The sequence below is a fragment of the Streptomyces sannanensis genome (assembly GCF_039536205.1).
Taxonomy (GTDB): Bacteria; Actinomycetota; Actinomycetes; order Streptomycetales; family Streptomycetaceae; genus Streptomyces; species Streptomyces sannanensis.
Genome location: NZ_BAAAYL010000001.1, coordinates 4,195,659 through 4,221,203 on the forward strand (window position 1 = coordinate 4,195,659; position 25,545 = coordinate 4,221,203).

Below are 25,545 nucleotides of genomic sequence, written 5' to 3' on the forward strand. Positions count from 1 at the left end.
CCGCGGCCCTTCCGCCCACGATGGGGGTCCCCCTGCTCGAGCGAAGCCGAGAGCTTGGGGGAGGAGGGGCCGCACCTCTTCCGTACGCTTTCGTACGCCGAAAGGAACCCGAACCAATGGACGCCATCTCCGTCATCCGCACCAAGCGGGACAAGGGTGAGTTGAGCCCTGAGCAGATCGACTGGGTCATCGACGCCTACACCCGCGGCGAGGTCGCCGACGAGCAGATGTCGGCGCTGGCGATGGCGATCCTGCTCAACGGCATGAACCGTGAGGAGATCTCCCGCTGGACCGCGGCGATGATCGCGTCCGGCGAGCGCATGGACTTCTCCTCCCTCTCCCGCCCGACCGCCGACAAGCACTCCACCGGCGGCGTCGGCGACAAGATCACGCTGCCGCTGGCCCCGCTGGTCGCCGCGTGCGGCGCCGCCGTCCCGCAGCTGTCCGGCCGGGGCCTCGGCCACACCGGCGGCACCCTCGACAAGCTGGAGTCCATCCCCGGCTGGCGGGCCCTGCTCTCCAATGAGGAGATGCTGAACGTCCTCGACACCGCCGGCGCTGTCATCTGCGCGGCCGGCGACGGCCTGGCCCCGGCCGACAAGAAGCTCTACGCCCTGCGCGACGTCACCGGCACGGTCGAGGCCATCCCGCTGATCGCCTCCTCGATCATGTCCAAGAAGATCGCAGAGGGCACCGGCTCACTGGTCCTGGACGTCAAGGTCGGCAGCGGCGCCTTCATGAAGAACATCGACGACGCCCGGGAGCTCGCCTCCACCATGGTCGGCCTCGGCACCGACCACGGTGTGAAGACGGTCGCCCTGCTCACCGACATGTCCACCCCTCTCGGCCTCACCGCCGGCAACGCCCTCGAGGTCCGGGAGTCCATCGAGGTCCTCGCGGGCGGCGGCCCCCAGGACGTCATCGACCTGACTCTTGCCCTCGCCCGCGAGATGCTCGCAGCGGCGGGCATCGAGGACGCCGACCCGGCGAAGGCCCTCGCCGACGGCTCCGCGATGGACGTCTGGCGCCGCATGATCACCGCGCAGGGCGGCGACCCGGACGCGGCACTCCCGGTCGCCCGCGAGCAGCACCATGTGACGGCCCCCTCCACCGGCATCCTCACCCGCCTCGACGCCTACGACATCGGCGTCGCCGCCTGGCGCCTGGGCGCCGGCCGCGCCCGCAAGGAGGACCCGGTGCAGGCGGGCGCCGGTATCGAGATCCACGCCAAGCCGGGCGAGCCGGTGACCGCGGGCCAGCGCCTGCTGACCCTCCACACGGACACCCCGGAGCGGTTCGACTACGCCCTCCAGGCACTGACCTCGGCGTTCGACATCGCCCCGACGGGCACGGACTACACGCCGACGCCGATCGTCCTGGACCGCATCGCCTGACCCACGACATCCCCGTACGGGTGAACGGGACCGGTGGACCCCCGCCGGTCCCGTTCGGCATGCTGGGATCGGTGACGCACCGATTGAGGAGACCGCCATGAGCGCACTCACCGTCGACCCCGCGTCGGCCCAGGGCCACGAGTGGGACGACCTCGTCCGTATCCGGGAGGAGACGGACGCGCCCGAGGGCTGCAAGGTGGAGATCATCGAGGGGATCGTCACCGTGGCACCACCGCCGGCCAACAGCCACAACCACATCGCCGACCTGATCCAGCGACGCCTGTACAGCGTGATCCCAGAGGACTGGGGGATCTACCAGACACTCGGGGTGGCGGTGCCGTCCAAGGACGGCCTCTACATTCCGGATCTCGTCGTGGCCCCCCGTGCCGTACTCAGCGAACCCGGCAACTTCATCCCGGCCGCTGCCGCGGAACTGGTCGTCGAGATCACCTCCAAGGCAAACGGCAACCACGACCGCATCCAGAAGGTCGCGGGCTACGCCCAAGCAGGCGTCCCCCTCTACCTCCTCATCGACCCGTGGCACTCGGGCAGGCCCACTGCCACGCTCTTGGCCGAACCGGCAGACGGCACGTACCGGATTCTCAGCTCCGTCGAGTACGGCGGGAAGCTGACGCTGCCGGACCCCTTCGACCTCGAACTCGACACAGGGACCTTTCCGGTCGGCTGAAGGTTTCGCCCATGGGCCTGCCCGAGCGTGAACCCCGCTGCCTCCTCCGTCACGTACGTATCACCCGGAAGCCGCCCCCCGGGGCGCGCGATGATTTCCCGGCAGCACGGCGGTCAACTCCATGTGGACATGACGAAACCGATCACACTGGTCGTCGGCGGCCCGGCGGTGGGCCCCGGCGATGTTCCCGTGCTGTGCGCGCGGCTCGGCGAGCTGCATGCGGAGGGGGCCACGGAGGTGGTCTGCGACGTCGGCGGGGTCACCGAGCCCGACCTGACCGCGGTCGAGGCGCTGGCCCGGCTGCGGCTGACCGCGCGGCGGCTCGGGTGCCGGATCAGAATCCGGCACCCCACCCCGCTGCTGCACCGGCTGCTCGCACAGACCGGACTAGCCGAGGCGCTCGGGGAGCCCGAAGAGCGGGAACCAGCGCTCGGTGTCGAGGAACGCGTTCAGACCGACGATCCTGCCCCCTGATATCTCGATGACCTGGAGCGCCCACGGGGTGTGGCCCGAGCCGTCCTCGCTGGGCCGGTACTGGCCGAAGGCCGGGGTGCCATTGGCCACCGTGGGGATCAGACGGGAGCCCTTGCAGCCTATGCCCTGGCCCTCGTGCCAGGCACGGATGTCCGCAGGGCCGTGCAGCCACAGGTCGAACGGCGGCATGGAGAGCGTGGCGTCCTCGTGAAGGAGGGCGGTGAGGGAGTCCATGTCGTACCCCTCGAACGCGGCGACATACCGCTCCAGCAGCTTGCGCTGCGACTCGTCGAGCGGGTCGGCGGCATCCGTCCCGCGCGGCGGGGCGTCGGCAAGGGTGGCGCGGGCGCGCTGGAGCGCGCTGTTGACCGAGGCGACGGTTGTCTCCAGCAGTTCGGCGACCTCGCTCGCCTTCCAGGCCAGCACCTCGCGCAGGATCAGCACGGCCCGCTGCTTGGCCGGCAGATGCTGCAGCGCGGCCACGAAGGCGAGCCGCACCGACTCCCTGGCGACCGCCGTCTCCGCGGGATCGGCGACCGTCGGCAGCACCGCCGCGTCCGGCACGGGCTCCAGCCAGGTGGCCTCGGGCCGGGTGTGAAGCACCGCCGAGGCCTGCGGCTGGGGGGACGAAAGATCCATGGGGCGGGCCCGGCGATTGCCCGCGTTCAGCATGTCGAGACACACGTTGGTCGCGATGCGGTAGAGCCAGGACCGCAGCGACGACCGGCCCTCGAACCGGTCGAGGCTGCGCCACGCCCGTACGAGCGTGTCCTGTACCGCGTCCTCCGCCTCGAAGGACGAGCCCAGCATCCGGTAGCAGTACCCGGTCAGCTCGACCCGGTGCTGCTCGAGGCGGGATTCCAGGTCTGCTGTCGCTGCGAGATCACTCATGTCAGGTCCACCCCTGAAGCCCGTTCGGTACCAGCCCTTGGGAAGCTACAGGAGGGGACTGACAATCGCGTCCGGATCGGTCACGTGCCGGGCTTGCGGCCGTAGACGAACACGTCGTCGCCGTTCCGCAGCAGGTCCCAGTACTTCGCCGCAGTGGTCTTGGTCATGTTCACGCAGCCGTGCGAGCCGGGCGGCGACCACATGCTCTTGTCGACCGAGTGGAAGGCCTGACCGCCGTCGAAGAACTGGCTGTACGGCATCGGCACGTTGTTGTACAGCGACGACACATGGTCGATGTCACGCCAGTAGATCTTCTTCAGGCCGGTACGGGTCTCGTAGCCGTCCCGGCCGGTGCGGACCGGCACCGGACCGTAGATCAGCTTCGAGCCGTCCTGGATCCAGCTCAGCTGGAGCGTCAGGTTCACACAGGCGATCCGGCCCTTGTCGGTCGGGCACTTCCCGTCCTTGTTGGGGTTCGTCCCGACGGCCTTCTGCTTGATCATCAGGTCCATCACGGACCAGGTGACCGGCCCGGCGTACCCGCTGTTCGGGCTGATCTGGTGCTTCGTCTGGAAGGCCTGGACGGCCTTGCAGTCGGTGACCGACTGCTTACCGTCCACCGTCAGGCCGAGGAACTTCTCGACCTGCTTCTGATACGGCCCGGTGCCGGTGGTGCAGGTCGCCGCCTGCGCGGTGCCGGCCCCCAGGGCCAGGGTCAGCGGGGTCACCAGCGCGGTGAGCCCGAGTGCGACGATTCCTCGTCTTCTGCGTATGTCCCCCACGGGCGTCTGCTCCTTGTGCGCGGGTCATGCGTGGTCGTTCCGCCTGATAGACAGCCGGAGGGGGAAAGTGGTTGCGCCCGAAACGGCACGGTTGTGTCACACCAGGGCATTTCCATGGCGTGGTGACCGGGTCAGCGGGCGGTCGCGGTTACCGGCACCAGTCGGCGCTCCGCCCGGGCCGCCCGCGTCCCGTACAGCGTGATCGAGACGACGCCGAGGACGGCCAGCAGTCCGAGCAGGACGGTCGACGCCCAGCCGCCGTTGTGGAAGGCGATGGCGCCGAGCGTACCGCCCGCGCTGCTGCCCAGGTAGTACGCCGACTGGTACAGGGCGGAAGCCTGGGCGCGGCCGGTCTTCGCGGTGCGGCTCACCGACGAGGACGCGACGGCGTGGCCCGCGAAGAAGCCGGCGGTGATCAGGACCAGGCCGGCCAGGACGACGGCCAGATCCTCGCTCAGGGACAGCAGCAGGCCCGCCGCGGTCACGCTCACCGCCAGGTAGAAGGCACCCCGGCGGCCCAGCCGGGCCACCAGCGTGCCGGCCGCCGCCGACGAGACCGTACCGACCAGGTAGACCAGGAAGATCGAGCCGATGACACCCTGCGGCAGTCCGAAGGGCGCCTCGACCAGCCGGTAGCCGATGACCGTGTAGACCGCGCCGAACACCGTCATGAACAGCGCCCCGATCGCGTACAGCCGCACCAGCAGCGGATCGGCGAGATGGCCGCGCACGGTACGGGCCAGGGCACGGGGGTCGAGTGAACCCGGTGTGAAGTGACGCGCCTTCGGCAGCAGCAGCCGGAACACCACCGCGCACACCAGCGCCATCACGCCCACCGTCGCCAGCGCCGCGCGCCACCCCCACAGCTGGGCGACCCAGCCGGTGACGATACGGCCGCTCATACCGCCGATGCTGTTGCCGGCCACGAACAGGCCGATCGCTCCGACCAGCGCCTTGGGCCGCACCTCCTCTGCGAGGTACGCCATCGCCGAGGCCGGAAGACCGGCCAGCGCCGCGCCCTGCACCGCACGCAGCGCGACCAGCCAGCCCAGGGAGGGCGCGAACGGGATCAGCAGCCCGACCGCGACCGCGACCGCCAGCGAGACCGTCATCAGCCGTACCCGTCCGAAACGCTCCGACAGCGCGCTCAGCGGCAGCACGCACAACGCCAGTGCGCCCGTCGCCGCCGAGACCGTCCAGCTGGCCTGCCCGGCACTCACGCCGAGGCCGGCCGAGATGGCGGGGAGCAGGGCCTGCGTGGAGTAGAGGAGAGCGAAGGTGGCCACACCGGCGGCGAAGAGCGCGAAGCTCATCCGGCGGTAGCGGGCCTGTCCGGGGGCGAGATGCAGGGGCGACGTGGTGGAGGCGCCCACGGTGGTGGACGCCCCGGTACTGGCAGGAGGCATGTCCCGAAGCTATGCCTCCCTTTTTCATGCGTCCAATGCATGGAATCGCGATAATCGTTCCCATGGTGCATGACCACAGCTCACGGCCTCGCGTGTCACTGAACAGTTACGAAGAAGACATCCGGCTCATGCTCGCCCCGCGCCTCGCGTACTTCGCCGGGGTCGCCCGCCACGAGCACGTCACCCGGGCCGCGCACGAGCTGGGCGTCCCGCAGTCGACGCTCTCCCGCGCCATGGTCAGGCTCGAACAGGACCTGGGCGTCACCCTGTTCGCGCGCAAGGGCCGCACGGTCTCCCTCACCCCCGCCGGGCGTACCTTCCTCGCCTCCGCCGAGCGTGCCCTCACCGAGGTCGAGCGGGCCGCCGAGTCCGTACGCGCCGACGCCGACCCGGCGGCCGGCCGGGTCGCCTTCGGTTTCCTGCACACCATGGGCTCCGAAACCGTGCCCGAGCTGATCCGCGCCTTCCGCGTCGACCATCCCCGGGTGCGCTTCACGCTCGTACAGAACTACGGCGAGGCGATGATCGAACGCCTCCGCGCCGGGGAGCTGGACCTCTGCCTCACCTCGCCGGTCCCCGACGCCCCTGATCTGGTCGCCCGCCGCCTCGACGAGCAGCGCCTGCGGCTCGTGGTCCCCGACGACCACCGCCTCGCCCGCCGCAAGCGCGTCCGCCTCGTCGAGGCGGCGGACGAAACCTTCGTCACCCTCGAGCCCGGCTACGGACTGCGCCGCATCACCGACGCTCTGTGCGCGGAGGCGGGATTCAAACCGCGCGTCGCGTTCGAGGGCGAGGAGATCGAGACCCTGCGCGGCCTGGTGGCCGCGGGCCTCGGCGTGGCGCTGCTGCCACCCCCGACGGTGGCCCGCCCGGATGTCGTCGAGCTGACGGTCACGGCGCCCCGCGCGGTCCGCGAGATCGGTGTCGCCTGGCTTGACGGCCACCCGGACACGGCCCCGGTGGCAGCCTTCAAGCGCTTCCTGCTGTCGCGCCGCGGCCATCTACGGGCGGGCTAGTTGTTCTGTCCACGGAGGTTGGTGACAGGGTTCACGGTGGATGATCTTGAACGAGTGAGGGCCTTCCGGGTTCGGTGTTGCAGTCCCGCGTCGGGTAGGCCGGTGTGTCCGTCCTCAAGCTTCCCCAGCTACCTCCCTCAGCTACCCCTGGGGTGCCCCCAGAGGTGCCCCCCAGGACGGGCTCGTGTGAGTACGGCCCGGTGGTCCACAACCATGCCGCAGTCGAAGGGGGCCGCGCAGGGGGTGCTGTCCGAGCCCGGGGCGCCGCTCTCCGTGTGCTTGACCTGGACGGAGACCGGTAATCAGCCCGGGCGTGGCCCGCGGCAGCGCCTCAGCGGTGCAGGAGCGACCGCCCGAACCCCGCTGCCAGCGGCATCCGCAGCCCCAGCGGCGGTGGAGCCGCCAGCGCGTCGGCGACCGGCCGGGCGTACGACCGCGCGAACAGCGAGCAGGTCACGAAGTCCGCGGCCAGCGCCAGGACTTCGGCCCGGTGCTGGCGCAGCGCATGGCCGTCCGTGTGCACCTCGAACCGGCAGATGTCACGGTTCGCCTTCTTGACCCGCTCGGCCAGCCGGAACGACAACTCCGGGTCGGTCCGGGCGTCGTTGGTGCCGTGCACGATCAGCACGCGCCGGCCGGCGAGCTGCCTGACCGGCTCCGGCTCGGCCGCCATGTCGTCCTCGGGCAGCCATGGGGCCATCGCCAGCACCGAGTTGACCGCCGGGTGCGCGGCGGCCCGCAGTGCCGCCCGGCCGCCCATGCCGTGGCCGACCAGGCACACCGGCACATCGCCGTAGCGCCGTACGGCCTCGTCCACCGCCCAGGCGGCGTCCGCGGCGAGCTGTGCGTCGGTGCCGTTCCAGCCACGGCAGCGGTACCGCACCAGATGGGCGACCAGCCCGTCCGCCGCCCCGGCCCGGGCCAGCGTGCGCGCCAGCGGGATCAACTCCGTGTAGGCGAAGGGCGAGGGCCGGCGCGTCGACACCGGCTCGCCGTCCGGCAGTACGAGCACCACGCCGCCCGCCGCGGAGCCGGGGTCGCCCGTGCTCACGGCCCGGCCGAGCCGGGCCCGTCGTGGGGACCGGCCCTCCTGTGACCTGTCCGCTTCCAGCAAGGCTCGATCCGATCCGGCGCGGCCGGGCGGGTGCCCCCACCACCGGGGCAGTGCGTTCTGTCCCATGGAGGAACAGTCTCAGAAGGCCGGGTGTACTCCACTCGTCCGGGCGGTCACTGTTACATATCGACACCGAGTTCTCTACGCGCGTAGGCGTTAGAGTGCCGAGATGACGAGCCAGATTCCCCACCTGCCTACGTCGGACCAGATCCGCCGCGCCCCGAAGGTGTTGCTCCACGACCACCTCGACGGCGGGCTGCGCCCCGGCACGATCATCGATCTCGCCCGCGAGACGGGCTATGACGCTCTGCCCGAGACCGAGTCCGACAAGCTCGGCATCTGGTTCCACGAAGCCGCGGACTCGGGCTCGCTGGAACGCTATCTGGAGACGTTCGCGCACACGTGCGCCGTCATGCAGACGAAGGAGGCGCTCTTCCGGGTCGCGTCGGAATGCGCCCAGGACCTCGCCGAGGACGGAGTCGTCTACGCCGAGGTCCGCTACGCCCCCGAGCAGCACCTCGAAAAGGGCCTCACCCTGGAAGGGGTCGTCGAGGCCGTCAACGCGGGCTTCCGGGACGGCGAGAGGCGGGCCCGCGAGGGCGGCCACCGGATCAGGATCGGCGCCCTGCTCACCGCCATGCGGCACGCTGCCCGTGCCCTGGAGATCGCCGAACTGGCCAATCGCTACCGCGACATGGGCGTCGTGGGCTTCGACATCGCGGGAGCCGAGGCCGGCTTCCCGCCCACCCGGCATCTCGACGCCTTCGAGTACCTCAAGCGCGAGAACAACCACTTCACCATTCACGCGGGCGAGGCATTCGGTCTGCCGTCGATCTGGCAGGCGCTCCAGTGGTGCGGTGCCGACCGGCTGGGCCACGGGGTGCGCATCATCGACGACATCGAGGTCGCCGAGGACGGGTCGGTGCGGCTGGGCCGCCTCGCCGCGTACGTACGGGACAAGCGCATCCCTCTGGAGATGTGCCCGACCTCCAACCTCCAGACGGGCGCCGCCTCCTCGTATGCCGACCACCCCATCGGGCTGCTGCGCAGGCTGCACTTCCGCGCCACGGTGAACACCGACAACCGGCTGATGAGCGGTACCAGCATGAGCCGTGAATTCGAGCATCTGGTCGGCACTTTCGGCTACACGCTCGACGACATGCAGTGGTTCACCGTCAACGCGATGAAATCGGCGTTCATCCCTTTTGATGAACGCCTCGCCATGATCAATGAAGTGATCAAGCCCGGCTACGCCGAGCTGAAGTCCGAATGGCTGTTCAGGCAGACCGCCACGACCAGCCAATACGCGCCCGAAGAGGGCTGACGGAACCTGCGCGAAGGCGGCCGGGAAGACGAAATTCCGGCCGCCTTCGGGTGTTTGCGGCGGGACACCGGCATGGCTAGCTTGCGTTGCCGCCCAATGTCCCCTTCGCAAGGACCGAATTCGATGAAGAAGTCCGCCGCCAAGACTCTCGGCGTCGCCGCCCTCGGCGCCGCCTTCGCCGCGGCTGCCGCCGGCACCGCCTCGGCCGCCGCCCCTGCCACCCCCTCCCACACGCCCAACGCCCTGGACCGTGTCACCCAAGCGCTCCCCCTGAACAACGCCGTCGGCGGGGTGCAGGCCCAGAACGTGCTCGGCGCCACCAAGCTGCCCGCCGCCGCAGACGCGGCCGCGCCGCATGTACTGCCCGCCGTGGGCACCGCGACCCAGGCCGCGCCCGGTCTGCTCGGCGGACTGCCCGCCGGCCTGCCTCTGCCCGGACTGGGCGGCTGAGCGATCACACGCAACAACGGGGCGCGCACCATGGGTGTGCGCCCCGTGGCGCGTCAGGAACGAAGGGGAAGGAAACAGTGACCGTGACCATGCGCAGGAAGGCGCCCGTCGCGGCGGTGCTCGTACTCCTGCTGGCCACCGCATGCGGCGCCGAGGGCTCCGGGCAGGACGCGGGGAGCGACGACAGGACCGGCAGCGGCGGCACGAGCGCCCTCGACCGGGCCGCGCTCGCCGCGGCCGATCTGCCCGGCTATCAGGTCTCGGCGACAAAGCCCGGCGCCGCGTCCGAAGGCCGGCCGGCCGCCGACCGGGCGAAGTGCCAGCCGCTCGCCGACGTCATGGGCGACCGGCCGAGTCCCACGGCCGGCGAGACCGTCACCCGGGGCATCGGCTCCACCAGGTATCCGGGACTCGCCGTCTCCGCCTCGCTCAGCGCGTACACCGAAGCGGACGCCCGGAAGCTGATCAAGGACCTCGATGCGGCGGTGGGGGAGTGCGGCACGGGCTTCGGTGTGAAGCTCGCCGGCAAGGACGGTGCGTACGAGGACGTCAAGGCACAGCCCTACCGGGTCGGCGGCGACGAGTCGGTCAGCTGGACCCTCACCGCCGCCGCCAAGAACGTCACCGCCCCCGTCCATATGGTCGTGGTCCGCGAAGGCACCACCGTGGTACGGCTCATGGCCCTCGACGTCACCGGCGGCCAGCAACCGCGTCCCAGGACGGAGGTGCCGCGCGAGGTCGCCGACAAGCAGTTGGCCAAGCTGGCCGGGGCACCGGTGGGCTGACCCGCGCCTACCAGCTCGACGTCGCCGTCTTCTCCTCCGGCAGGAGTATCCACAGCGCCAGGTAGAGCAGGAACTGCGGGCCGGGCAGCAGACACGACACCAGGAAGATCACCCGCATCGTGGTCGCCGAGGTGCCGAAGCGCCGGGCCAGCGCCGCGCACACTCCGCCGATCACGCGTCCGTCACGGGGGCGGGCAAGGGCGGTCATGGCAGTCTCCGTTTCTTTCGGCGCTCGGGTTGCCTCCGGGGCGCTGAAGCGAGTGCCCTCCGTTTCGGCACTCGCGCGCCCCTTCGGCTCACTCGCCGCCTGGGCTTGGGGGGGCCGCTTCTTCGTGCTCCCCGATGCCTCAATTCTGGGTTCGCGAAGCGGGCAGGGCGTCGCTCCACGGAGCGATCCCGACCCTGGGAATCGTCGGGGTCGAACCCTGACTCCGGTCCTCCCCGGGCAGGGGTGCTCCCTCCCCCCGGGTGCGCCGCCTGCGGCGCAGCGCGGCACGCCCCGCCGGGACGACCGCGACATGCACCAGGACCACCCCGGCCGTGTTCAGCAGCAGCGAGTCGATGTCGACGACCTGGCCGGGCACAGCGGTCTGCAGCAGTTCGATCCCCATGGAGATCAGCGCGCCCGCGGCGGCCGTTCGCGCGAGCGAGAGCAGCGGCGAGACGAAGAGCCGCCCGCCCGCGAGCGGCAGCAGCACGCCCAGCGGTGCCAGCAGCATCACTTCCCCGCCGATCCGGCGTGCCGCCTCGACCGGCGCGAGTGTCAGCATCGCCCTTATCCCGGCGAGGGGCTGCCAGTTCGGCGCGGTGACCCACATGACGTCCAGCGGGCGCAGCGTCAGCCATCCCACGAGCAGCAGATGAGCGAGGAGGAGCGAGAGCCCCGCCACACGAAGGGACCGGATGACGGCGCTGCCGTCCGAACCATGACGCTGCACGCCCCTCAAGACGCACCTCGCGGCAGGATCGGTTCCGTGAGGTGCTGCGCGGCGCTGCGGGGTGTGGCGACGCCCCCGCCGAGTGAACCTCGGTGTCCGTCCTCAACCTCCCCCAGCTGCCTCCCCCAGCTGCCTCCCCCAGCTGCCCCCAGGGGCGCCCCCAGGGGTGTATCCAGGGGTGTATCCAGGGGTGCATTCAGGACGGGCTGGAGTGGGCGCCCTCCGCGCTGTGGGCCGGTGTGCCTGCCCTCAAGGGCTGGGCGGGCTCGGGCGGACGTGCTCGGCCTCCTCGGCGCCCCTCGTGCCTCAGGTGCCTGCCGTGCCCGTGGTCGATCCCGCCGGGGTGTCGCCGGGGCGGGACAGGAGGGTGGGCGTGCACGTGTAGCCGCGGGGGGGCCGCGTTGCCGGGGCCGGCCAGCAGCACCGTGCCGTCGGCCGTCGCCGTGCTGCCGCCTTCCGCGTAGGTGCAGATGATCTGCGACAGCGCGAAGGCCGGCAGGTCCCCGGGGTCCTTGCTGAGCCGCAGCGTGCCCTCGGGATCGCCCTCCCGGCCCGCCGTCACCTGCAGCCCGGCCGGGACATCGGTGGAGACCCCGGCGGCCTTCTCGGTGGCCGGGGTTTCCCGTCGCAGTTCGTGCAGCAGCGTCCGTGCCAGGCGCACCCGGTCGGTGTCCCCGCCCTCCGGTGCGGGTACCCGGCGTTCGACCTGGACCAGTTGGGAGCCGCACACCAGCCGTACCCGGACGGATATCCGGTCGGACGATGCCGTGGTCCCGTCCCGTGGCACCTCGCAGGAGACCCGCGACGGCGCCGCCCCCGCGTCGACCGGCACACCGGTGGACCGGATGCCGCAGCCGGCGAGGCCGAGGACGCCGAGTGCGGCGGTACCCAGGAGGGCGGCGAGCTTCTTCGTGGTCACTTCGCGCCGCCTTCCTGGTTGTCCTCGGCGAGCCGCGAGGCGTCGCGGGGCAGCCGCAGTACGAATTCGGCGCCGCCCTCGGGCGCGTTGTCCGCTGTGATGTCACCGCCGTGGATATGGGCGTTCTCCATCGCGATGGAGAGGCTGAGGCCGCTGCCGTCGGAACGCGGCCGGGAGGCGCTCGCCTTGTAGAAGCGGTCGAAGACATGCGGGAGCACGTCCTCGGGGATGCCGGGCCCGTTGTCCCGTACGGCGATCACCAGTTCCTCGCCCTCCGGGCGGACCGAGACCCGCACCGGGGAGCCGCCGTGCTTGAGGGCGTTGCCGATGAGATTCGCCAGGATCACGTCGAGCCGGCGCGGGTCGAGCCGCGCCATGATGCCGCGCTCGGCGTCCAGCTCCACCGCGTCCAGCCAGGCACGGGCGTCGATGCAGGCGGTGATCTGGTCGGCGATGTCCACATCGTCGAGGACCAGCCGGGCCGTACCCGCGTCGAAGCGGGTGACCTCCATCAGGTTCTCCACCAGTGTGTTCAGACGCCGTGTCTCGCTCACCACCAGCTGCACGGCCGGCGCGATCATCGGGTCGAGGCTGTCCTGCTCCTCCTCCAGCACCTCGGTCACCGCGGTGATGGCGGTCAGCGGGGTGCGCAGCTCGTGCGACATGTCGGCGACGAAGCGGCGGCTTGCCTCCTCCCGCGCGCTCATGTCGGCGACCTTCTTCTCCAGGGCCTCAGCGGTCCTGTTGAACGTACGTGAGAGATCGGCGAGTTCGTCCGTCCCGGAGACCCTGAGCCGGACGTCGAGCTGGCCCTCGCCGAGCCGCCGGGCCGCCTCGCCGAGCCGCTGCACCGGCTTGAGCACGGTGCCCGCGGCGGCCTGCGCGAGCAGCGCGGAGCCGAGCAGCGCGAGGCCACTGGCGATGCCCAGCGACCAGGCGAGCGAGTTGAGGTCCTGCCGCTCCTTGTCGAGCGAGGTCAGCATGTACCCGGTCGGCCCGCCGCCGATGATCTTCGTGCCGCCCACCAGATAGGGCTTGCCGCGCAGCGCGATCCGCTGCCAGAAGAGGTGGTACGGGTAGGCGTTGCCCTCGGAGATCCGCTGCTTCTCGTCCACCGCCCCGGTGAGGGAGGCCGGTACGTCCTTGACCGTGAAGGCGTCCGTGTCCGACGCGCCCACGATCGACTGCCCGTCGGGCCGCCGGTCCACCAGCACCACGTCGTACGCGGGGTTGCTGCTGCGCGCCATCTGCTCGGCCGTGAGCTGCAGTTCCTCCGCGGTCGGCTGCAGGGGCAGCGAGGCGGCCCGGTTCTGCATCTCCTGCCGGAAGTCCCCGAGCGCCGTGTCCTGGGTACGCGTCAGCACGGCCTCACGGTTGAGCCAGTACGCGATGCCGGACGCGGAGACAGCAGCCGTCAGCGCGACGAGCCCGAAGACGACGACAAGCCGCAGCCGCAGACTGGTCCAGCGCAGACCGGCGAGTATCGCCTTCTTCACTTGGCCTCTTCACTGAAATTACTGAGGAGCGTCCAGCCGGTAGCCGACGCCGCGGACGGTACGGATCAGCGTCGGCGAGGACGGGACGTCCTCGACCTTCGCCCGCAGCCGCTGGACACACGCGTCCACCAGCCGCGAGTCCCCGAGGTAGTCGTGCTCCCACACCAGCCGCAGCAACTGCTGACGGGACAGTGCCTGCCCCGGCCGCCGGCTGAGCTCCAGCAGCAGCCGCAGCTCGGTCGGGGTCAGCTGGAGATCCTCACCGTTCTTGGTGACCGTCATCGCCGCCCGGTCGATGACCACGTTCCCGAAGGCCGCCGAGTCCGTCGCCTCGCGCTCGCCGCGCCGCAGTACGGCCCGGATCCGCGCGTCCAGCACCCTGCCCTGCACCGGTTTGACGACATAGTCGTCCGCGCCGGACTCCAGGCCCACCACGACGTCGATGTCGTCGCTACGGGCGGTCAGCAGGATGATCGGCAGTTGGTCGGTCCGCCGGATACGGCGGCACACCTCGAAACCGTCGATGCCGGGCAGCATCACATCCAGCACCACCAGGTCGGGCCGCTGCTCGCGCAGCAGCTTCAGACCGTCCTCGCCGGTCGCGGCGGTGGCCACCTTGTGGCCCTGGCGCGACAGAGAGAGTTCGAGGGCTGTGCGGATGGCGTCGTCGTCCTCGATCAGCAACAGGAAAGGCACGGCCTCATTCTGGCCCATGGGGCCGGGGAGTTCGACCGGCGGCCGAATGACATCGGTGGTGCCGCGGATGCCCTGGCCCCCAGCAGGGCATCCGTCCGCCCGGACCCGTCCCTGTGCTGTGTCTGTCCGGGGGATGACCTCCGGGCCCCCAGCAGGTCCCGGACCCGTCCCTGTGCTGTGTCTGTCCGGGGGATGACCTCCGGGCCCCCAGCAGGTCCCGGACCCGTCCCTGTGCTGTGTCTGTCCGGGGGATGACCTCCGGGCCCCCAGCAGGTCCCGGACCCGTCCCTGTGCTGTGTCTGTCCGGGGGATGACCTCCGGGCCCCCAGCAGGTCCCGGACCCGTCCCTGTGCTGTGTCTGTCCGGGGGATGGCCCCCGGGCCCCCAGCAGGTCCCGGACCCGTCCCTGTGCTGTGTCTGTCCGGGGGATGGCCCCCGGGCCCCCAGCAGGTCCCTGACCCGTCCCTGTGCTGTGTCTGTCCGGGGGATGACCCCCGGGCCCCCAGCAGGTCCCGGACCCGCCCCTGTGACACGCCTGTGACAGTCGGCGGACACGGCCATGAAGGAGCAGGGGCAAGCTCTTCTGCACAAGGGGAAAGACATCACCGACGGGGGCGCGAGATGAACACACTGCACAGCACCGCATCCAGCGCTGTTGTCACGCGTCTTCACAGCGCCGGCCGGACCAGGCGACCGCGTGCGTCCCACATGACGCTGGTCGGCACACACGTGGGGGGAACCGGGGAAACCGCGTGCAGGGAGGCCACGGGGGAGCAGGCGTCCCTGTCGGAGGCGGAGTTCACCGCCTACGTCCAGGAACGCCGCGCCTCCCTGTACGCGACCGCCTATCACCTGACCGGCGACCGGTACGAGGCCGAGGACCTGCTGCAGAGCGCCCTCTTCTCCACGTACCGGGCCTGGGACCGGATCAGCGACAAGGCGGCGGTCGGGGGCTATCTGCGCCGCACCATGACCAATCTGCACATCAGCGCCTGGCGTCGGCGCAAGCTCAACGAGTACCCGACCGAGGAGCTCCCGGAGACGGCCGGCGACACGGACGCGATGCGCGGCACCGAGTTGCGCACGGTGCTCTGGCAGGCGCTCGCCAGGCTGCCCGAACAACAGCGCACCATGCTGGTGCTGCGCTACTACGAGGGCCGCACGGACCCGGAGATCGCGGAGATCCTCGGCATCAGTGTCGGCACGGTGAAGTCGAGCATCTGGCGGTCGCTCCGCCGGCTGCGCGAGGACGAGGTCCTCAGCTTCGGCCGTGACGAGGAGGAGTCCTTCGGCGAGTTGGTCGCCTGAGGACGGGGGGAACACGGGGAAATGGGGGGCCGTTGTCTCGGGGAGGCAGCGGGCACACACGGGGGGAACCCGGGGGGACACGGGGAAACACAGAGCGGGGCCGACCGGGGGGTTCGGCCCCGCTCTGGCGTGTCTCGGCGCCGCTCCGGCGTGTGCGGACACAACGCGGTGGCATCCGGCCGGTCCGGCGTTCGAGGACGCACACACCGGCCCCTGCGGCAGGCGTCAGACCACGCCCTGCGGGGTCCGGCGCCTGCCCGCCGCGGCAGCGGCGAGGCGGCCCAGTGCCTCCTCCTTGCCGCACGGGTGCGCGCCCAGGGCGGTCTGGCGGGCCACGATGCCCCGTTCCGCGCGCATCAGACGCCAGCCGCGGCGCAGCAGCATCGGCACCGACTTACGGCCCTCGCGCAGATCCCGCAGCAGCCGCCGCCGGAACGTCGTCGAAGGACGGCCTCGCAGACACAGCGCGTCGGCCAGGACGCCGAGTTCCTGGCAGCGGGCCACGATGTCGGCCGCGAAGATCCCCTCTGCCAGGAACAGCGGGGTCCGATCGATGTCGAAGGCATGCCGGCCGGTCCGCGAGCTGGTGGCGATGTCGTAGACAGGAACGTTCGTACGTCCCGTACGGCACAGCTCCCCTATCGCCGCGAGCGCGGCGTCCGCGTCCCAGGAGAGGGGCGAGTCCCAGTCGATGTCCGTACTGCCCTGCACCCGGGGGAGGGTCGGGTCGTCACCCTCCTTGTAGAAGTCGTCGAGGCGCAGCACCGGCAGACCGGTACGGGCGGCGAGCGACGACTTTCCGGAGCCGGAAGGGCCCGAGAGCAGCACGACACGTGTGGGGACGGTTTGGGGACTCACGAGGGATCAGTCTGACGCATTGAGCCGCCCAGGGGACCATCGGAACACGGTGTTGGTATCGAGCATCACATCTCAACTACGCTACGTGCGCACATGATTACTCGACAGGCGGGAATCTCATGCCACGTCACATTCTGCTGCGCGCCGGTCTGACCATCACGGCGGCCGCCGCGGCAGCACTCGGTGCGGGCGGTGCCGCGCACGCGGCCGGCGTCGACACCCCGGTCGGTGAGGTCGGCCCCGACACGGCACAGGGAGTGCTGGACGGCGTCGCCTATGCGATCACCCCGGTCAAGACGCTCCGGCTGAACCCTCTCGCGAAGACCGGAGCGGACCCGCTGGACAACACGGTCGGCACTCAGGTCGCCGACTTCCAGCAGGTCTCCACCGCGGCAGCCACCGGCCCCCTGGCGCAGGGTGCCGCGCTCAAGGACCTGCCGGTGGTGGGCCAGGTCAGCGGGCTGCTGCCCGGCTGACCCCGTCGTCCTCGCCGCGCTCGTCGTCCGTGACGACATGGAGCAGGTCGAGGAGCCAGTCGGGGTCGTACTCGTCGATCGGTGACACCGGCCAGAGCGGCCGGTCGTCGATCCATGCCACGGCGGCGTTGGACGCGGTGCGGTCGCCGCTGACGGTGAGCGTGCCGCACGGTGCGAGACGGGCGTCGGGGACCACGAACAGCAGATGGGTCGGCCGGGCTCCGTCGCCCGCGTGCGAGAAGAGGACCAGGAGGCGGGCGTCCTCCGGGTGGATGTCCAGCACGGCGTAGGGGACTTCACGCCGCACCGGGGAGCGGGCGGCGTTCCAGGTCAGCCGGGTGATCCGGACCGCGTCGACGGGCTTGTGCAGGATCACGGCCGCACACGCGGCGGCGACAGCGGCGACGGCCCGGCTCGTCCAGGGCAGCGGGGTGCCGGCCCGCAGGGCGTCGTACCAGTCCGCCCCGGAGATCCCGAAGGCGACGGCGAGGCCGAAGAAGGCGGGCGGGGACCAGGCGTTGTGCAGGGCGAAACGGCGCAGGGCGGGGATCCGCCACCAGGGGCGGTCACGGGGGTCGGGCTCGGCGGGATCGGGGTCCGGCAGCGGCCGGGGGGCGAAGACCGCGCGCACGGCGGTCTGATGGCGCGCCAGTTCGACGATCCTGCCGTAGGTCAGATCCTCCTCCGCCCGCAGGACGGGCGGCGCGCCCGGGTCGGCTGAGAGGGCGGGTGCGGGCGCGTCATGGTGCCAGTCGCGGCGGGAGCGCATACGGACGATCAGCGACGCCACGGCCGGTATGAGCAGGCAGAGGCCGGTGGGGATGCCGATGACGTACGGGGTGAGGACACGGTCGACCGCCTCGCCGCGCAGCGGTCCGGGCAGGGCGGTGATGCGCAGGCGGTCACCGACCTCCTCCATGTCGCAGTCGACGGTGGCGTGCTGCGTGGTACGGCCGTCCCAGGGGTCGGTCCAGGCGACCGGGCAGGCGTACTCGTCCTCGGCGCTGACGGTGGCCGTCACAGTGCGCCCGAGTCCGTAGAGGGCGCCGAGCGCGACCAGTCCGGCCAGCCCGCACGCGAGGGGGACCAGCATGCCGGGGCCGAACCTGCGCCGACGCGGCGGTTCCGTTTTGGCGAAGACGTCGGTGTCGGATCCGTTCAGCAGAGTGCGTACGGTCGCCAGATCCGGGGCGGCGAACCTCAGGTCGATGACGATGTCCCCGTTGCCCGCCCGGTACTTCATCCAGAGCAGCGGCTTGGTGGACCGGCTGCCCCGCTCCCCGGCGGGCAGCGGGGCCACGGCGAGCTCCGTGCCGCCGACGGGCACGCGCAGTACCGGGCCTCGTCGCGGTACGAACCAGGTCGGCCCCTCCCCGGATTCGCGCATGAGCGCCCCGTACACGGGCAGGGCGGGCCAGGGTGCGGCGCTCCCGCCGCACCGGCAGGAGACCCGTACCTCCTTGCCGGAGCGCAGCCTTGCCCTGCGGCGAGCGGCCAGTTTGCGCCGGCCCCGGCCGACGAGGAGGGGGATGGCGATCGCCAAGGCGATCTGGACCACGTACCCGGGGAGTTCGGGCATGGGCGGGCCTTTCGAAGGGGTCTGCGAGGTTCGCCAGTGGATTGTCACCGGTCCGCCCACACGTCCCCCCTCCGGGGTCCGCAACAGCCCGCACCCCCACCGGCGGGAGGGGGGATCCGTGCGGTGGGGGTGCGGAGTCGGGGGTGGCTCAGTAGGACGAGCCGGAGGCGCCCAGGGAGCCGGTGGGGTGCCAGACCGTCTTGGTCTCCAGGAACGCCGTCAGGCGCTGCGTGCCCGGGTCGGCGGACCAGTCCACAGCCTGTGGACGGAGTACCCGCTTGAGGTTGTCGGCCGCCGCGACCTCGAGCTCCTTGGCCAGTTCGGCGTCGGCGCCCGTCAGGTCGATGGCGTTGACGTCCTGGTGGGCGGCGAGCGGGGCCGTGATCTCGGCCGTACGGCCCGACAGAACGTTGACCACACCGCCCGGCAGGTCGGAGGTGGCCAGCACCTCGCCCAGGGACAGCGCGGGCAGCGGGGCCTTCTCGCTGGCGATGACGACGGCGGTGTTGCCCGTCGCGATCACCGGGGCGATCACGGAGACCAGGCCCAGGAAGGACGACTCCTGCGGGGCGACGATCGTCACGACGCCCGTGGGCTCCGGCGTGGAGAGGTTGAAGAACGGTCCCGCGACCGGGTTCGCCCCGCCCACGACCTGGCCGATCTTGTCGGTCCAGCCCGCGTACCAGACCCAGCGGTCGATCGCCGCGTCGACGACGGCCGCGGCCTTGGACTTCGACAGGCCCTCCGCGTCGGCGACCTCGGCGATGAACTGGTCGCGACGGCCCTCCAGCATCTCGGCGATGCGGTAGAGGATCTGGCCGCGCAGATACGCGGTCGCGCCCGACCAGCCGCCGAAGGCCTTGCGTGCCGCGACGACCGCGTCACGCGCGTCCTTGCGCGACGACAGCGGGGCGTTGGCCAGCCACTTGCCCTTGGAGTCCGTCACCTCGTACACCCGGCCGCTCTCGCTGCGGGGGAACTTGCCCCCGACGTACAGCTTGTAGGTCTTGAAGACACTCAGACGTCCTGCGGCGGAGCCGCTGATGGATTCCTTAGACATTGAGGTATGCCTCCAGGCCGTGGCGGCCGCCCTCGCGGCCGAAGCCCGACTCCTTGTAGCCGCCGAAGGGCGAGGTCGGGTCGAACTTGTTGAAGGTGTTGGCCCACACCACACCCGCGCGGAGCTTGTTGGCGACCGCGAGGATGCGGGAGCCCTTCTCCGTCCAGATGCCGGCGGACAGGCCGTACTGGCTGTTGTTGGCCTTGGCGACGGCCTCGTCCGGGGTACGGAACGTCAGGACCGACAGCACCGGGCCGAAGATCTCGTCGCGGGCGATGGTGTGCGCCTGGGTGACGTTCGTGAAGACGGTCGGCGCGAACCAGTAGCCGGCGGAGGGCAGTTCGCAGGCCGGGGACCAGCGTTCGGCGCCCTCGGCCTCACCGGTCTCGACGAGCGCCGTGATACGGGCCAGTTGCTCGGCCGAGTTGATGGCACCGATGTCGGTGTTCTTGTCCAGCGGGTCGCCGAGCCGCAGCGTCGAAAGGCGCCGCTTCAGGGAGTCCAGCAGCTCATCGGCGATCGACTCCTGGACGAGCAGCCGGGAGCCCGCGCAGCAGACCTGGCCCTGGTTGAAGAAGATGCCGCCGACGATGCCCTCGACGGCCTGGTCGACGGGGGCGTCGTCGAAGACGATGTTGGCGCCCTTGCCGCCCAGCTCCAGGGTGAGCTTCTTGTCCGTACCGGCGACCTGGCGGGCGATGGCCTTGCCGACCGCGGTCGAACCGGTGAAGGCGACCTTGTTCACGTCCGGGTGGGCGACCAGCGCGGCGCCCGTGTCGCCGTAACCGGGGAGGATGTTGACGACACCCTTGGGCAGTCCGGCCTGGCGGCAGATGTCCGCGAAGAACAGCGCCGACAGCGGGGTCGTCTCGGCGGGCTTGAGCACCACCGTGTTGCCGGTGGCCAGCGCCGGGGCGATCTTCCACGCGAGCATCAGCAGCGGGAAGTTCCACGGGATGACCTGGCCGGCCACGCCGAGGGGCTTCGGCGAGGGGCCGAAGCCGGCGTGGTCGAGCTTGTCGGCCCAGCCCGCGTAGTAGAAGAAGTGCGCGGCGACCAGCGGGAGGTCCGCGTCGCGGGTCTCCTTGATCGGCTTGCCGTTGTCGAGGGTCTCCAGGACGGCCAGCTCGCGGGAGCGCTCCTGGATGATCCGCGCGATACGGAAGAGGTACTTGGCGCGCTCCGAGCCGGGCAGCGCGGACCAGCTCTGGAAGGCCTTGCGGGCGGCCTTCACGGCACGGTCCACGTCGGCCTCGCCGGCCTGGGCGACCTCCGACAGGACCTCCTCGGTGGAGGGGGAGACCGACTTGAAGACCTTGCCGTCGGCGGCCTCGGTGAACTCGCCGTCGATGAAGAGGCCGTAGGACGGCGCGATGTCGACGACCGAACGCGACTCGGGTGCGGGTGCGTATTCGAATGCCATGGTGATCAGTCCACCGTCACGTAGTCGGGACCGGAGTAACGGCCGGTGCTGAGCTTCTGGCGCTGCATCAGCAGGTCGTTCAGCAGGCTGGACGCGCCGAAGCGGAACCACTCGTTGGAGAGCCAGTCCTCGCCGACGGTCTCGTTGACCAGCACCAGGAACTTGATGGCGTCCTTGGTGGTGCGGATGCCGCCCGCGGGCTTCACGCCGATCTGCACACCGGTCTGCGCGCGGAAGTCGCGCACGGCCTCCAGCATGAGCAGCGTGTTGGCGGGGGTGGCATTGACCGCGACCTTGCCGGTCGAGGTCTTGATGAAGTCGGCTCCGGCGATCATGCCGAGCCAGGAGGCGCGGCGGATGTTGTCGTACGTCGACAGCTCACCGGTCTCGAAGATGATCTTCAGTCGGGCGGCCGTGCCGTCCTCGCGGACGCAGGCCTCCTTCACGGCGCGCATCTCCTCGAAGACCTTCAGATAGCGCCCGGCCAGGAAGGCGCCACGGTCGATCACCATGTCGATCTCGTCGGCCCCGGCGGCGACGGCGTCGCGGGTGTCGGCGAGCTTGACGCCCAGCGCGGCACGGCCGGCCGGGAAGGCGGTGGCGACCGAGGCGACCTTGACGTCCGCGCCCCGCAGGGCCTCCTTGGCGGTGGCGACCATGTCCGGGTAGACGCAGACGGCGGCCGTCATGGGGGTCGTGCGGTCCGTGGGGTCGGGGTTGACGGCCTTGGCGGCGAGCGCCCGGACCTTGCCCGGGGTGTCCGCGCCTTCGAGTGTCGTCAGGTCGATCATCGAGATGGCCAGATCGATTGCGTAGGCCTTGGCCGTCGTTTTGATCGAGCGGGTACCGAGTGACGCGGCGCGCGCTTCGAGGCCGACAGGGTCGACGCCGGGCAGCCCATGGAGGAAGCGGCGCAGCGCACTGTCGGACGCCGTCACGTCGGCGAAGGGGGCACCTCCCACGCCGAAGGCAGTGGGGGAGGGAGCTATGGGGGACATGGTCACCAGATGAGCATATCTACGCGCGTAGCGGCGTGTACAGGGCCCCACCTTTCCGCGAAGGTGGAGTGGTCCCCGTCACACGGCTGTGGCAGGGAGCGGACAGCTCCGTATTGCAAGATCAACAGATTTCTTTCTGCAGCCGGCCCGACCTCACCGGTCCCAGCCGAGAGACAGCGGCATGCGGCTCTTTCCCGTCCCCCCTGCACCAAGGGAGTCGTCATGCGTAACGCCCTCCGCACCGCCATCGCCACCGCCGCCCTCGCCGGCGCCGCGATCGTTCCATTCGCCGCTGCGGGCAGTGCCTTCGCCGCAGTGCCCACGACCGTTGCCGCCGCCAGTGAGTACGACGGCAGGGAAGTACTGATCGCCCCGGGCCGGCTGGCCGTCCTGCAGAACGGTGACCAGGGCCCCAAGGTGTGGGTGCGCGCGGTCGCCAAGGACTGGAAGCCCGGTGACGGCTGGGCCGGCCGGGTCCTCGGAACCCTGGACCCCGCCCACCCGACGCTCACCGTCGACGACCTGAGCCTGGAGCTGCAGGGCACCACCAGCACCGCCCCGGTGCTGAAGGTCACCGGCCCCGACGGCACCCACACGTACCCGCTGCCGACGGTGGACGCGGGCAGCCCCGGCCAGGGCCCGGTCACCCCCGTCGGCGAGAAGCTCGGCAAGCGCACCCTCGCGAACGGCGGTTACGCCGAGCTCTATGAGAAGGCCACCCGCCCCGAGCTGTGGCTGATCACCTGCGGCGACATCAAGGACGGTCACCGGCCCGACAACATCATCCTGTATGCCGATCTGGTCGCGTGAGGCACAATCGGCGTCATGACCCGCAGCTCCCAGCAGTCCGTCCAGCCGACCTATGCCGACCGGGCGTTCCGGTCGGGCCCGGGCCTCGCCGGCGGTGTGCTGGTGCTCGCCATCGCCGTGTGGTTCGGCGTCGACGCGATCGTCCGCGGGCACGGCGCCACCCCGTGGCTCGCGCTTTCCGCGCTGCTGTTCGTCGTGCCCCTGGTCTTCGCGTTCACGCTGCGGCCCGCGGTGTTCGTGGGCGCCGAGCGCCTGCGCGTGCGCAACCCGTTCCGCACGATCACGCTGCCGTGGGCGTCCGTGAAGGACGTCCGGGCCGCGTACTCCAGCGAGGTCTTCACCCAGGAGGGCGCGAAGTACCAGCTCTGGGCGATCCCGGTCTCGCTGCGACAGCGCAAGGGCGCGCTGCGCCGCGGGACGACGGAGCCGGGCGAGGCCCGGCTGGGGCCGAGCGACCAGGCGATCGCGGAAGTGCGCGAGATGGTCCGCGTCCACGCGGACAACCCGGCCGCACAGGGCGAGCCGGTGATCCGCTGGGCGTACGAGCTCATCGCCCCGATGGCGGTGGGCGCGGTGTTGCTGACGATCCTGGCGATCATCGGCTGAGCGGCCGACCGCCGCGCGCCTCGAGGATGGCTTGTCCGCCCCCTCGGCGGCGTGTGAAGGGGGCCGTGGAGGGGGTGCCGGCCGGGCCGTAAAACGTGATGTGTGACGCGCGAACGTGCCGGTCGGCTGCACGGACCAGGAGTTCGCGCGGCGTACGGGGGTCCGGGGGGCCCCGGAAGGCGCGGCATGCCAGGCCCGGACGGTACCCCCGCAACGGCCACCGGCAGCAACCACCCAGCCCGTCCTGGGGGCACCTCCCAGCGGTAGCTGGGGGAGTTCGAGGACGGACACACCGGCCGGCCTGGACGGAGACTGGCAACCGGCCAGAGCGTGGCGCGCGTCAGCGACCCGCACCCCGCACGTCAGATGCCCGCGGCCTCCGACAGGTCGGCCTTGATCGCGGTCAGGACCTGCGCGGCCGTCGCGCGGGCACCCGGCAGCGCGGCCTCGTCGGCGACCGGGATCACGACCTCCAAGTAGCACTTGAGCTTCGGCTCGGTGCCGCTGGGGCGGACGATGACGCGGGCCCTGAACGCGCCCTCGAGGTAGTACCGCAGGCCGTCCGTGGGCGGAAGCGTTTCCGTGCCCTTCGTCAGGTCCTCCGCGGAGGTGACGGTGAGCCCGGCGAGCCGCGTCGGCGGCTGCTCGCGCAGGCGCCGCATCGCGTCGGCGATGACGGAGAGGTCCTCGACGCGGACCGACAGCTGGTCCGTGGCGTGCAGGCCGTGCTCGACGGCGAGGTCGTCGAGCAGGTCGAGCAGGGTGCGGCCCTGCTCCTTCAGCTCGCTCGCCAGCTCGGTGACCAGCAGCGCGGCCGTGATGCCGTCCTTGTCGCGTACGCCCTCGGGGTCGACGCAGTAGCCGAGCGCCTCCTCGTAGCCGTAGCGCAGCCCCTCGACGCGGGCGATCCACTTGAAGCCGGTGAGGGTCTCCTCGTACGGAAGACCGGCGGCCGCCGCGATCCGGCCGAGCAGCGAAGAGGACACGATCGACTCGGCGAACGTGCCGGTCGCGCCCCGCGCCACGAGATGCGCGGCGAGCAGCGCGCCGACCTCGTCGCCGCGCAGCATCCGCCAGCCGCCCTCCACCGACGCGTCCGGCACGGCGACGGCGCAGCGGTCGGCGTCCGGGTCGTTGGCGATGACGATGTCGGGGTTCACGGCACGGGCGGCCTCGAACGCCAGGTCCATCGCGCCCGGCTCCTCCGGGTTGGGGAAGGAGACGGTCGGGAAGGCCGGGTCGGGGTCGGCCTGCTCGGCGACCAGCGCCGGCGGGGCGAAGCCGGCCCGGGCGAAGGCCGCCGTCAGGACCTCTTTGCCGACGCCGTGCATGGCCGTGTAGACGACCCGCGCGGTCCTCGGGGAGCCGGGAGCCAGCACCGCGTCCGTACGGGTCAGGTATGCCTCCAGGACCTCGTCGCCGAGGGTCTCCCAGCCGGACTCGGGGCGGGGCACGTCGTGCAGAGACCGCACCGCGGCGATCTCGGCGGCGATCTCCGCGTCGGCGGGCGGCACGATCTGTGAGCCTCCCCCGGATTCCATCCGGGGGGACCCCCAGCCGAGGTAGACCTTGTAGCCGTTGTCGCGCGGCGGGTTGTGGCTGGCGGTGACCTCCACGCCGGCGACGGCGCCGAGGCGCCTGACCGCGTACGCCAGGACGGGTGTCGGCAGCGGCCGCGGCAACAGCGCGGCGCGCAGCCCGGCGCCCGTCATGACGGCGGCGGTGTCACGGGCGAAGTCCGCGGACTTGTAGCGGGCGTCGTAGCCGATGACGACGAGCCCGCCCTCCTGCCCCTTGGCCCGGAGGTACGCGGCGAGCCCCGCGGCGGCCCGGATGACCACGGAACGGTTCATCCGCATCGGGCCCGCACCGAGCTCGCCGCGGAGGCCCGCGGTGCCGAACTGCAGCGTGCCGCCGAACCGGTCGGCGAGCTCGTCCAGGTCACCGGCGTCGATGAGCCTGCCCAGCTCGTCCCGGGTCTCGCTGTCCGGGTCCTCGGCCTGCCAGGTCCTGGCCTGTGCGATGAGGTCCTGTGTCACGTCTGCTCCCCTTTG

The 25,545-nt window shown here is 71.2% G+C and carries 26 protein-coding genes; 11 read left to right on the forward strand and 15 right to left on the reverse strand.

Annotated features, from left to right (window positions below; genetic code table 11):
* Positions 1 to 116 precede the first annotated feature (116 nt).
* The 3 genes from ABD858_RS19940 (at position 117) to ABD858_RS19950 (ending at position 2,556) form a co-directional block, all read left to right on the forward strand.
* On the forward strand, positions 117 to 1,394 hold the full coding sequence (locus tag ABD858_RS19940; RefSeq protein ID WP_345039441.1) for a thymidine phosphorylase: 1,278 nt from the start codon (positions 117 to 119) through the stop codon (positions 1,392 to 1,394).
* A 97-nt stretch (positions 1,395 to 1,491) separates the two neighbouring features.
* On the forward strand, positions 1,492 to 2,082 hold the full coding sequence (locus ABD858_RS19945) for a Uma2 family endonuclease (protein ID WP_345039443.1): 591 nt from the start codon (positions 1,492 to 1,494) through the stop codon (positions 2,080 to 2,082).
* Positions 2,083 to 2,211: 129 nt separating this feature from the next.
* The gene (locus tag ABD858_RS19950; RefSeq protein ID WP_345039446.1) at positions 2,212 to 2,556 is read left to right on the forward strand and encodes an STAS domain-containing protein; all 345 of its coding nucleotides are present in this window, start codon (positions 2,212 to 2,214) and stop codon (positions 2,554 to 2,556) included.
* On the opposite strand, the gene ABD858_RS19955 is transcribed toward ABD858_RS19950, so the two are convergent.
* The 3 genes from ABD858_RS19955 to ABD858_RS19965 all read right to left on the reverse strand — a co-directional run bounded on the left by ABD858_RS19955 (position 2,470) and on the right by ABD858_RS19965 (position 5,635).
* Positions 2,470 to 3,447 (reverse strand): sigma-70 family RNA polymerase sigma factor, encoded by a 978-nt coding sequence (locus ABD858_RS19955; protein WP_345039449.1) that lies wholly within the window; start codon positions 3,445 to 3,447, stop codon positions 2,470 to 2,472. The two genes, ABD858_RS19950 and ABD858_RS19955, sit on opposite strands and share 87 nt — an antisense overlap.
* 80 nt (positions 3,448 to 3,527) lie before the next feature.
* Positions 3,528 to 4,229 carry a L,D-transpeptidase gene (locus tag ABD858_RS19960; protein WP_345039451.1) on the reverse strand — a complete coding sequence of 234 codons (702 nt, stop codon included), beginning with the start codon at positions 4,227 to 4,229 and terminating at the stop codon, positions 3,528 to 3,530.
* Between the two features lie 131 nt (positions 4,230 to 4,360).
* Positions 4,361 to 5,635 (reverse strand): MFS transporter, encoded by a 1,275-nt coding sequence (locus ABD858_RS19965; protein WP_345039454.1) that lies wholly within the window; start codon positions 5,633 to 5,635, stop codon positions 4,361 to 4,363.
* 62 nt (positions 5,636 to 5,697) lie between these two features.
* Here ABD858_RS19965 and ABD858_RS19970 point away from each other — a divergent pair, with 62 nt between their 5' ends.
* A complete protein-coding gene (locus tag ABD858_RS19970) occupies positions 5,698 to 6,651 on the forward strand; it encodes a LysR family transcriptional regulator (protein ID WP_345039456.1) in 954 nt (317 codons plus the stop codon).
* A 331-nt stretch (positions 6,652 to 6,982) separates the two neighbouring features.
* On the opposite strand, the gene ABD858_RS19975 is transcribed toward ABD858_RS19970, so the two are convergent.
* Entirely contained in the window at positions 6,983 to 7,666 is a 684-nt protein-coding gene (locus ABD858_RS19975; protein WP_425586334.1) for an alpha/beta hydrolase, read from the reverse strand.
* 268 nt (positions 7,667 to 7,934) lie between these two features.
* Between ABD858_RS19975 and ABD858_RS19980 the strand changes: the two genes are divergently transcribed.
* The 3 genes from ABD858_RS19980 to ABD858_RS19990 all read left to right on the forward strand — a co-directional run bounded on the left by ABD858_RS19980 (position 7,935) and on the right by ABD858_RS19990 (position 10,324).
* Positions 7,935 to 9,089, forward strand: a complete 1,155-nt coding sequence (locus ABD858_RS19980; protein ID WP_345039460.1) for an adenosine deaminase — start codon at positions 7,935 to 7,937, stop codon at positions 9,087 to 9,089.
* 123 nt (positions 9,090 to 9,212) lie between these two features.
* Positions 9,213 to 9,539 (forward strand): ATP-binding protein, encoded by a 327-nt coding sequence (locus ABD858_RS19985; RefSeq protein ID WP_345039463.1) that lies wholly within the window; start codon positions 9,213 to 9,215, stop codon positions 9,537 to 9,539.
* An 89-nt stretch (positions 9,540 to 9,628) separates the two neighbouring features.
* Positions 9,629 to 10,324, forward strand: coding sequence for a hypothetical protein (locus ABD858_RS19990; RefSeq protein WP_425586335.1), 696 nt, complete (start codon positions 9,629 to 9,631; stop codon positions 10,322 to 10,324).
* Between the two features lie 7 nt (positions 10,325 to 10,331).
* Here the strand turns inward: ABD858_RS19990 and ABD858_RS19995 are convergent, their stop codons facing one another.
* The 5 genes from ABD858_RS19995 to afsQ1 form a co-directional block, all read right to left on the reverse strand.
* Complete coding sequence (locus tag ABD858_RS19995) at positions 10,332 to 10,532, reverse strand: PspC domain-containing protein (protein ID WP_345039467.1); 201 nt, start codon at positions 10,530 to 10,532, stop codon at positions 10,332 to 10,334.
* Positions 10,533 to 10,671: 139 nt separating this feature from the next.
* Positions 10,672 to 11,262 (reverse strand): VanZ family protein, encoded by a 591-nt coding sequence (locus ABD858_RS20000; protein ID WP_345039470.1) that lies wholly within the window; start codon positions 11,260 to 11,262, stop codon positions 10,672 to 10,674.
* Positions 11,263 to 11,458: 196 nt separating this feature from the next.
* A complete protein-coding gene (locus ABD858_RS20005; protein WP_345039472.1) occupies positions 11,459 to 12,181 on the reverse strand; it encodes a hypothetical protein in 723 nt (240 codons plus the stop codon).
* A complete protein-coding gene (locus tag ABD858_RS20010; RefSeq protein WP_345039475.1) occupies positions 12,178 to 13,677 on the reverse strand; it encodes an ATP-binding protein in 1,500 nt (499 codons plus the stop codon). The genes ABD858_RS20005 and ABD858_RS20010 overlap by 4 nt, the downstream gene beginning before the upstream one ends.
* 18 nt (positions 13,678 to 13,695) lie before the next feature.
* On the reverse strand, positions 13,696 to 14,373 hold the full coding sequence (gene afsQ1, locus ABD858_RS20015; protein WP_345039477.1) for a two-component system response regulator AfsQ1: 678 nt from the start codon (positions 14,371 to 14,373) through the stop codon (positions 13,696 to 13,698).
* Positions 14,374 to 14,994: 621 nt separating this feature from the next.
* Here afsQ1 and ABD858_RS20020 point away from each other — a divergent pair.
* Positions 14,995 to 15,681 carry a SigE family RNA polymerase sigma factor gene (locus ABD858_RS20020; protein ID WP_345039479.1) on the forward strand — a complete coding sequence of 229 codons (687 nt, stop codon included), beginning with the start codon at positions 14,995 to 14,997 and terminating at the stop codon, positions 15,679 to 15,681.
* 225 nt (positions 15,682 to 15,906) lie between these two features.
* Here ABD858_RS20020 and ABD858_RS20025 read toward each other — a convergent pair whose 3' ends face one another.
* Positions 15,907 to 16,539, reverse strand: coding sequence for a nucleoside/nucleotide kinase family protein (locus ABD858_RS20025; RefSeq protein ID WP_345039481.1), 633 nt, complete (start codon positions 16,537 to 16,539; stop codon positions 15,907 to 15,909).
* Positions 16,540 to 16,658: 119 nt separating this feature from the next.
* Here ABD858_RS20025 and ABD858_RS20030 point away from each other — a divergent pair, with 119 nt between their 5' ends.
* Complete coding sequence (locus tag ABD858_RS20030) at positions 16,659 to 17,015, forward strand: hypothetical protein (protein ID WP_345039483.1); 357 nt, start codon at positions 16,659 to 16,661, stop codon at positions 17,013 to 17,015.
* On the opposite strand, the gene ABD858_RS20035 is transcribed toward ABD858_RS20030, so the two are convergent.
* The 4 genes from ABD858_RS20035 to deoC all read right to left on the reverse strand — a co-directional run bounded on the left by ABD858_RS20035 (position 16,993) and on the right by deoC (position 22,075).
* The gene (locus ABD858_RS20035; RefSeq protein ID WP_345039486.1) at positions 16,993 to 18,594 is read right to left on the reverse strand and encodes a hypothetical protein; all 1,602 of its coding nucleotides are present in this window, start codon (positions 18,592 to 18,594) and stop codon (positions 16,993 to 16,995) included. The two genes, ABD858_RS20030 and ABD858_RS20035, sit on opposite strands and share 23 nt — an antisense overlap.
* A gap of 148 nt (positions 18,595 to 18,742) precedes the next feature.
* Complete coding sequence (locus tag ABD858_RS20040) at positions 18,743 to 19,654, reverse strand: aldehyde dehydrogenase family protein (RefSeq protein WP_345039488.1); 912 nt, start codon at positions 19,652 to 19,654, stop codon at positions 18,743 to 18,745.
* A complete protein-coding gene (locus ABD858_RS20045; RefSeq protein WP_345044712.1) occupies positions 19,647 to 21,083 on the reverse strand; it encodes an aldehyde dehydrogenase family protein in 1,437 nt (478 codons plus the stop codon). Before ABD858_RS20045 ends, ABD858_RS20040 begins: the two co-directional genes overlap by 8 nt.
* Complete coding sequence (gene deoC / locus ABD858_RS20050; protein ID WP_345044714.1) at positions 21,083 to 22,075, reverse strand: deoxyribose-phosphate aldolase; 993 nt, start codon at positions 22,073 to 22,075, stop codon at positions 21,083 to 21,085. The genes ABD858_RS20045 and deoC overlap by 1 nt, the downstream gene beginning before the upstream one ends.
* A gap of 222 nt (positions 22,076 to 22,297) precedes the next feature.
* Here deoC and ABD858_RS20055 point away from each other — a divergent pair, with 222 nt between their 5' ends.
* On the forward strand, positions 22,298 to 22,885 hold the full coding sequence (locus tag ABD858_RS20055; RefSeq protein WP_345039490.1) for a hypothetical protein: 588 nt from the start codon (positions 22,298 to 22,300) through the stop codon (positions 22,883 to 22,885).
* 15 nt (positions 22,886 to 22,900) lie between these two features.
* Positions 22,901 to 23,491: a PH domain-containing protein gene (locus tag ABD858_RS20060; RefSeq protein ID WP_345039492.1), complete on the forward strand. Its 591-nt coding sequence runs from the start codon at positions 22,901 to 22,903 to the stop codon at positions 23,489 to 23,491.
* 362 nt (positions 23,492 to 23,853) lie between these two features.
* Here ABD858_RS20060 and ABD858_RS20065 read toward each other — a convergent pair whose 3' ends face one another.
* On the reverse strand, positions 23,854 to 25,530 hold the full coding sequence (locus ABD858_RS20065; RefSeq protein WP_345039495.1) for a phospho-sugar mutase: 1,677 nt from the start codon (positions 25,528 to 25,530) through the stop codon (positions 23,854 to 23,856).
* Between the last annotated feature and the right edge of the window lie 15 nt (positions 25,531 to 25,545).

Excerpts from the sequence above, each read along its gene's own strand:
- ABD858_RS20020 (WP_345039479.1), top strand. The coding sequence starts at position 14,995 with ATGAACACACTGCACAGCACCGCATCCAGCGCTGTTGTCACGCGTCTT.
- ABD858_RS19985 (WP_345039463.1), top strand. The coding sequence starts at position 9,213 with ATGAAGAAGTCCGCCGCCAAGACTCTCGGCGTCGCCGCCCTCGGCGCC.
- ABD858_RS19940 (WP_345039441.1), top strand. The coding sequence starts at position 117 with ATGGACGCCATCTCCGTCATCCGCACCAAGCGGGACAAGGGTGAGTTG.
- ABD858_RS19990 (WP_425586335.1), top strand. The coding sequence starts at position 9,629 with ATGCGCAGGAAGGCGCCCGTCGCGGCGGTGCTCGTACTCCTGCTGGCC.
- ABD858_RS20030 (WP_345039483.1), top strand. The coding sequence starts at position 16,659 with ATGCCACGTCACATTCTGCTGCGCGCCGGTCTGACCATCACGGCGGCC.
- ABD858_RS20060 (WP_345039492.1), top strand. The coding sequence starts at position 22,901 with ATGACCCGCAGCTCCCAGCAGTCCGTCCAGCCGACCTATGCCGACCGG.
- ABD858_RS19995 (WP_345039467.1), bottom strand. The coding sequence starts at position 10,532 with ATGACCGCCCTTGCCCGCCCCCGTGACGGACGCGTGATCGGCGGAGTG.
- ABD858_RS19970 (WP_345039456.1), top strand. The coding sequence starts at position 5,698 with ATGGTGCATGACCACAGCTCACGGCCTCGCGTGTCACTGAACAGTTAC.
- ABD858_RS20055 (WP_345039490.1), top strand. The coding sequence starts at position 22,298 with ATGCGTAACGCCCTCCGCACCGCCATCGCCACCGCCGCCCTCGCCGGC.
- ABD858_RS19965 (WP_345039454.1), bottom strand. The coding sequence starts at position 5,635 with ATGCCTCCTGCCAGTACCGGGGCGTCCACCACCGTGGGCGCCTCCACC.
- ABD858_RS19950 (WP_345039446.1), top strand. The coding sequence starts at position 2,212 with ATGACGAAACCGATCACACTGGTCGTCGGCGGCCCGGCGGTGGGCCCC.
- ABD858_RS19980 (WP_345039460.1), top strand. The coding sequence starts at position 7,935 with ATGACGAGCCAGATTCCCCACCTGCCTACGTCGGACCAGATCCGCCGC.
- ABD858_RS19955 (WP_345039449.1), bottom strand. The coding sequence starts at position 3,447 with ATGAGTGATCTCGCAGCGACAGCAGACCTGGAATCCCGCCTCGAGCAG.
- ABD858_RS20040 (WP_345039488.1), bottom strand. The coding sequence starts at position 19,654 with ATGTCTAAGGAATCCATCAGCGGCTCCGCCGCAGGACGTCTGAGTGTC.
- deoC (WP_345044714.1), bottom strand. The coding sequence starts at position 22,075 with ATGTCCCCCATAGCTCCCTCCCCCACTGCCTTCGGCGTGGGAGGTGCC.
- ABD858_RS20035 (WP_345039486.1), bottom strand. The coding sequence starts at position 18,594 with ATGCCCGAACTCCCCGGGTACGTGGTCCAGATCGCCTTGGCGATCGCC.
- ABD858_RS19945 (WP_345039443.1), top strand. The coding sequence starts at position 1,492 with ATGAGCGCACTCACCGTCGACCCCGCGTCGGCCCAGGGCCACGAGTGG.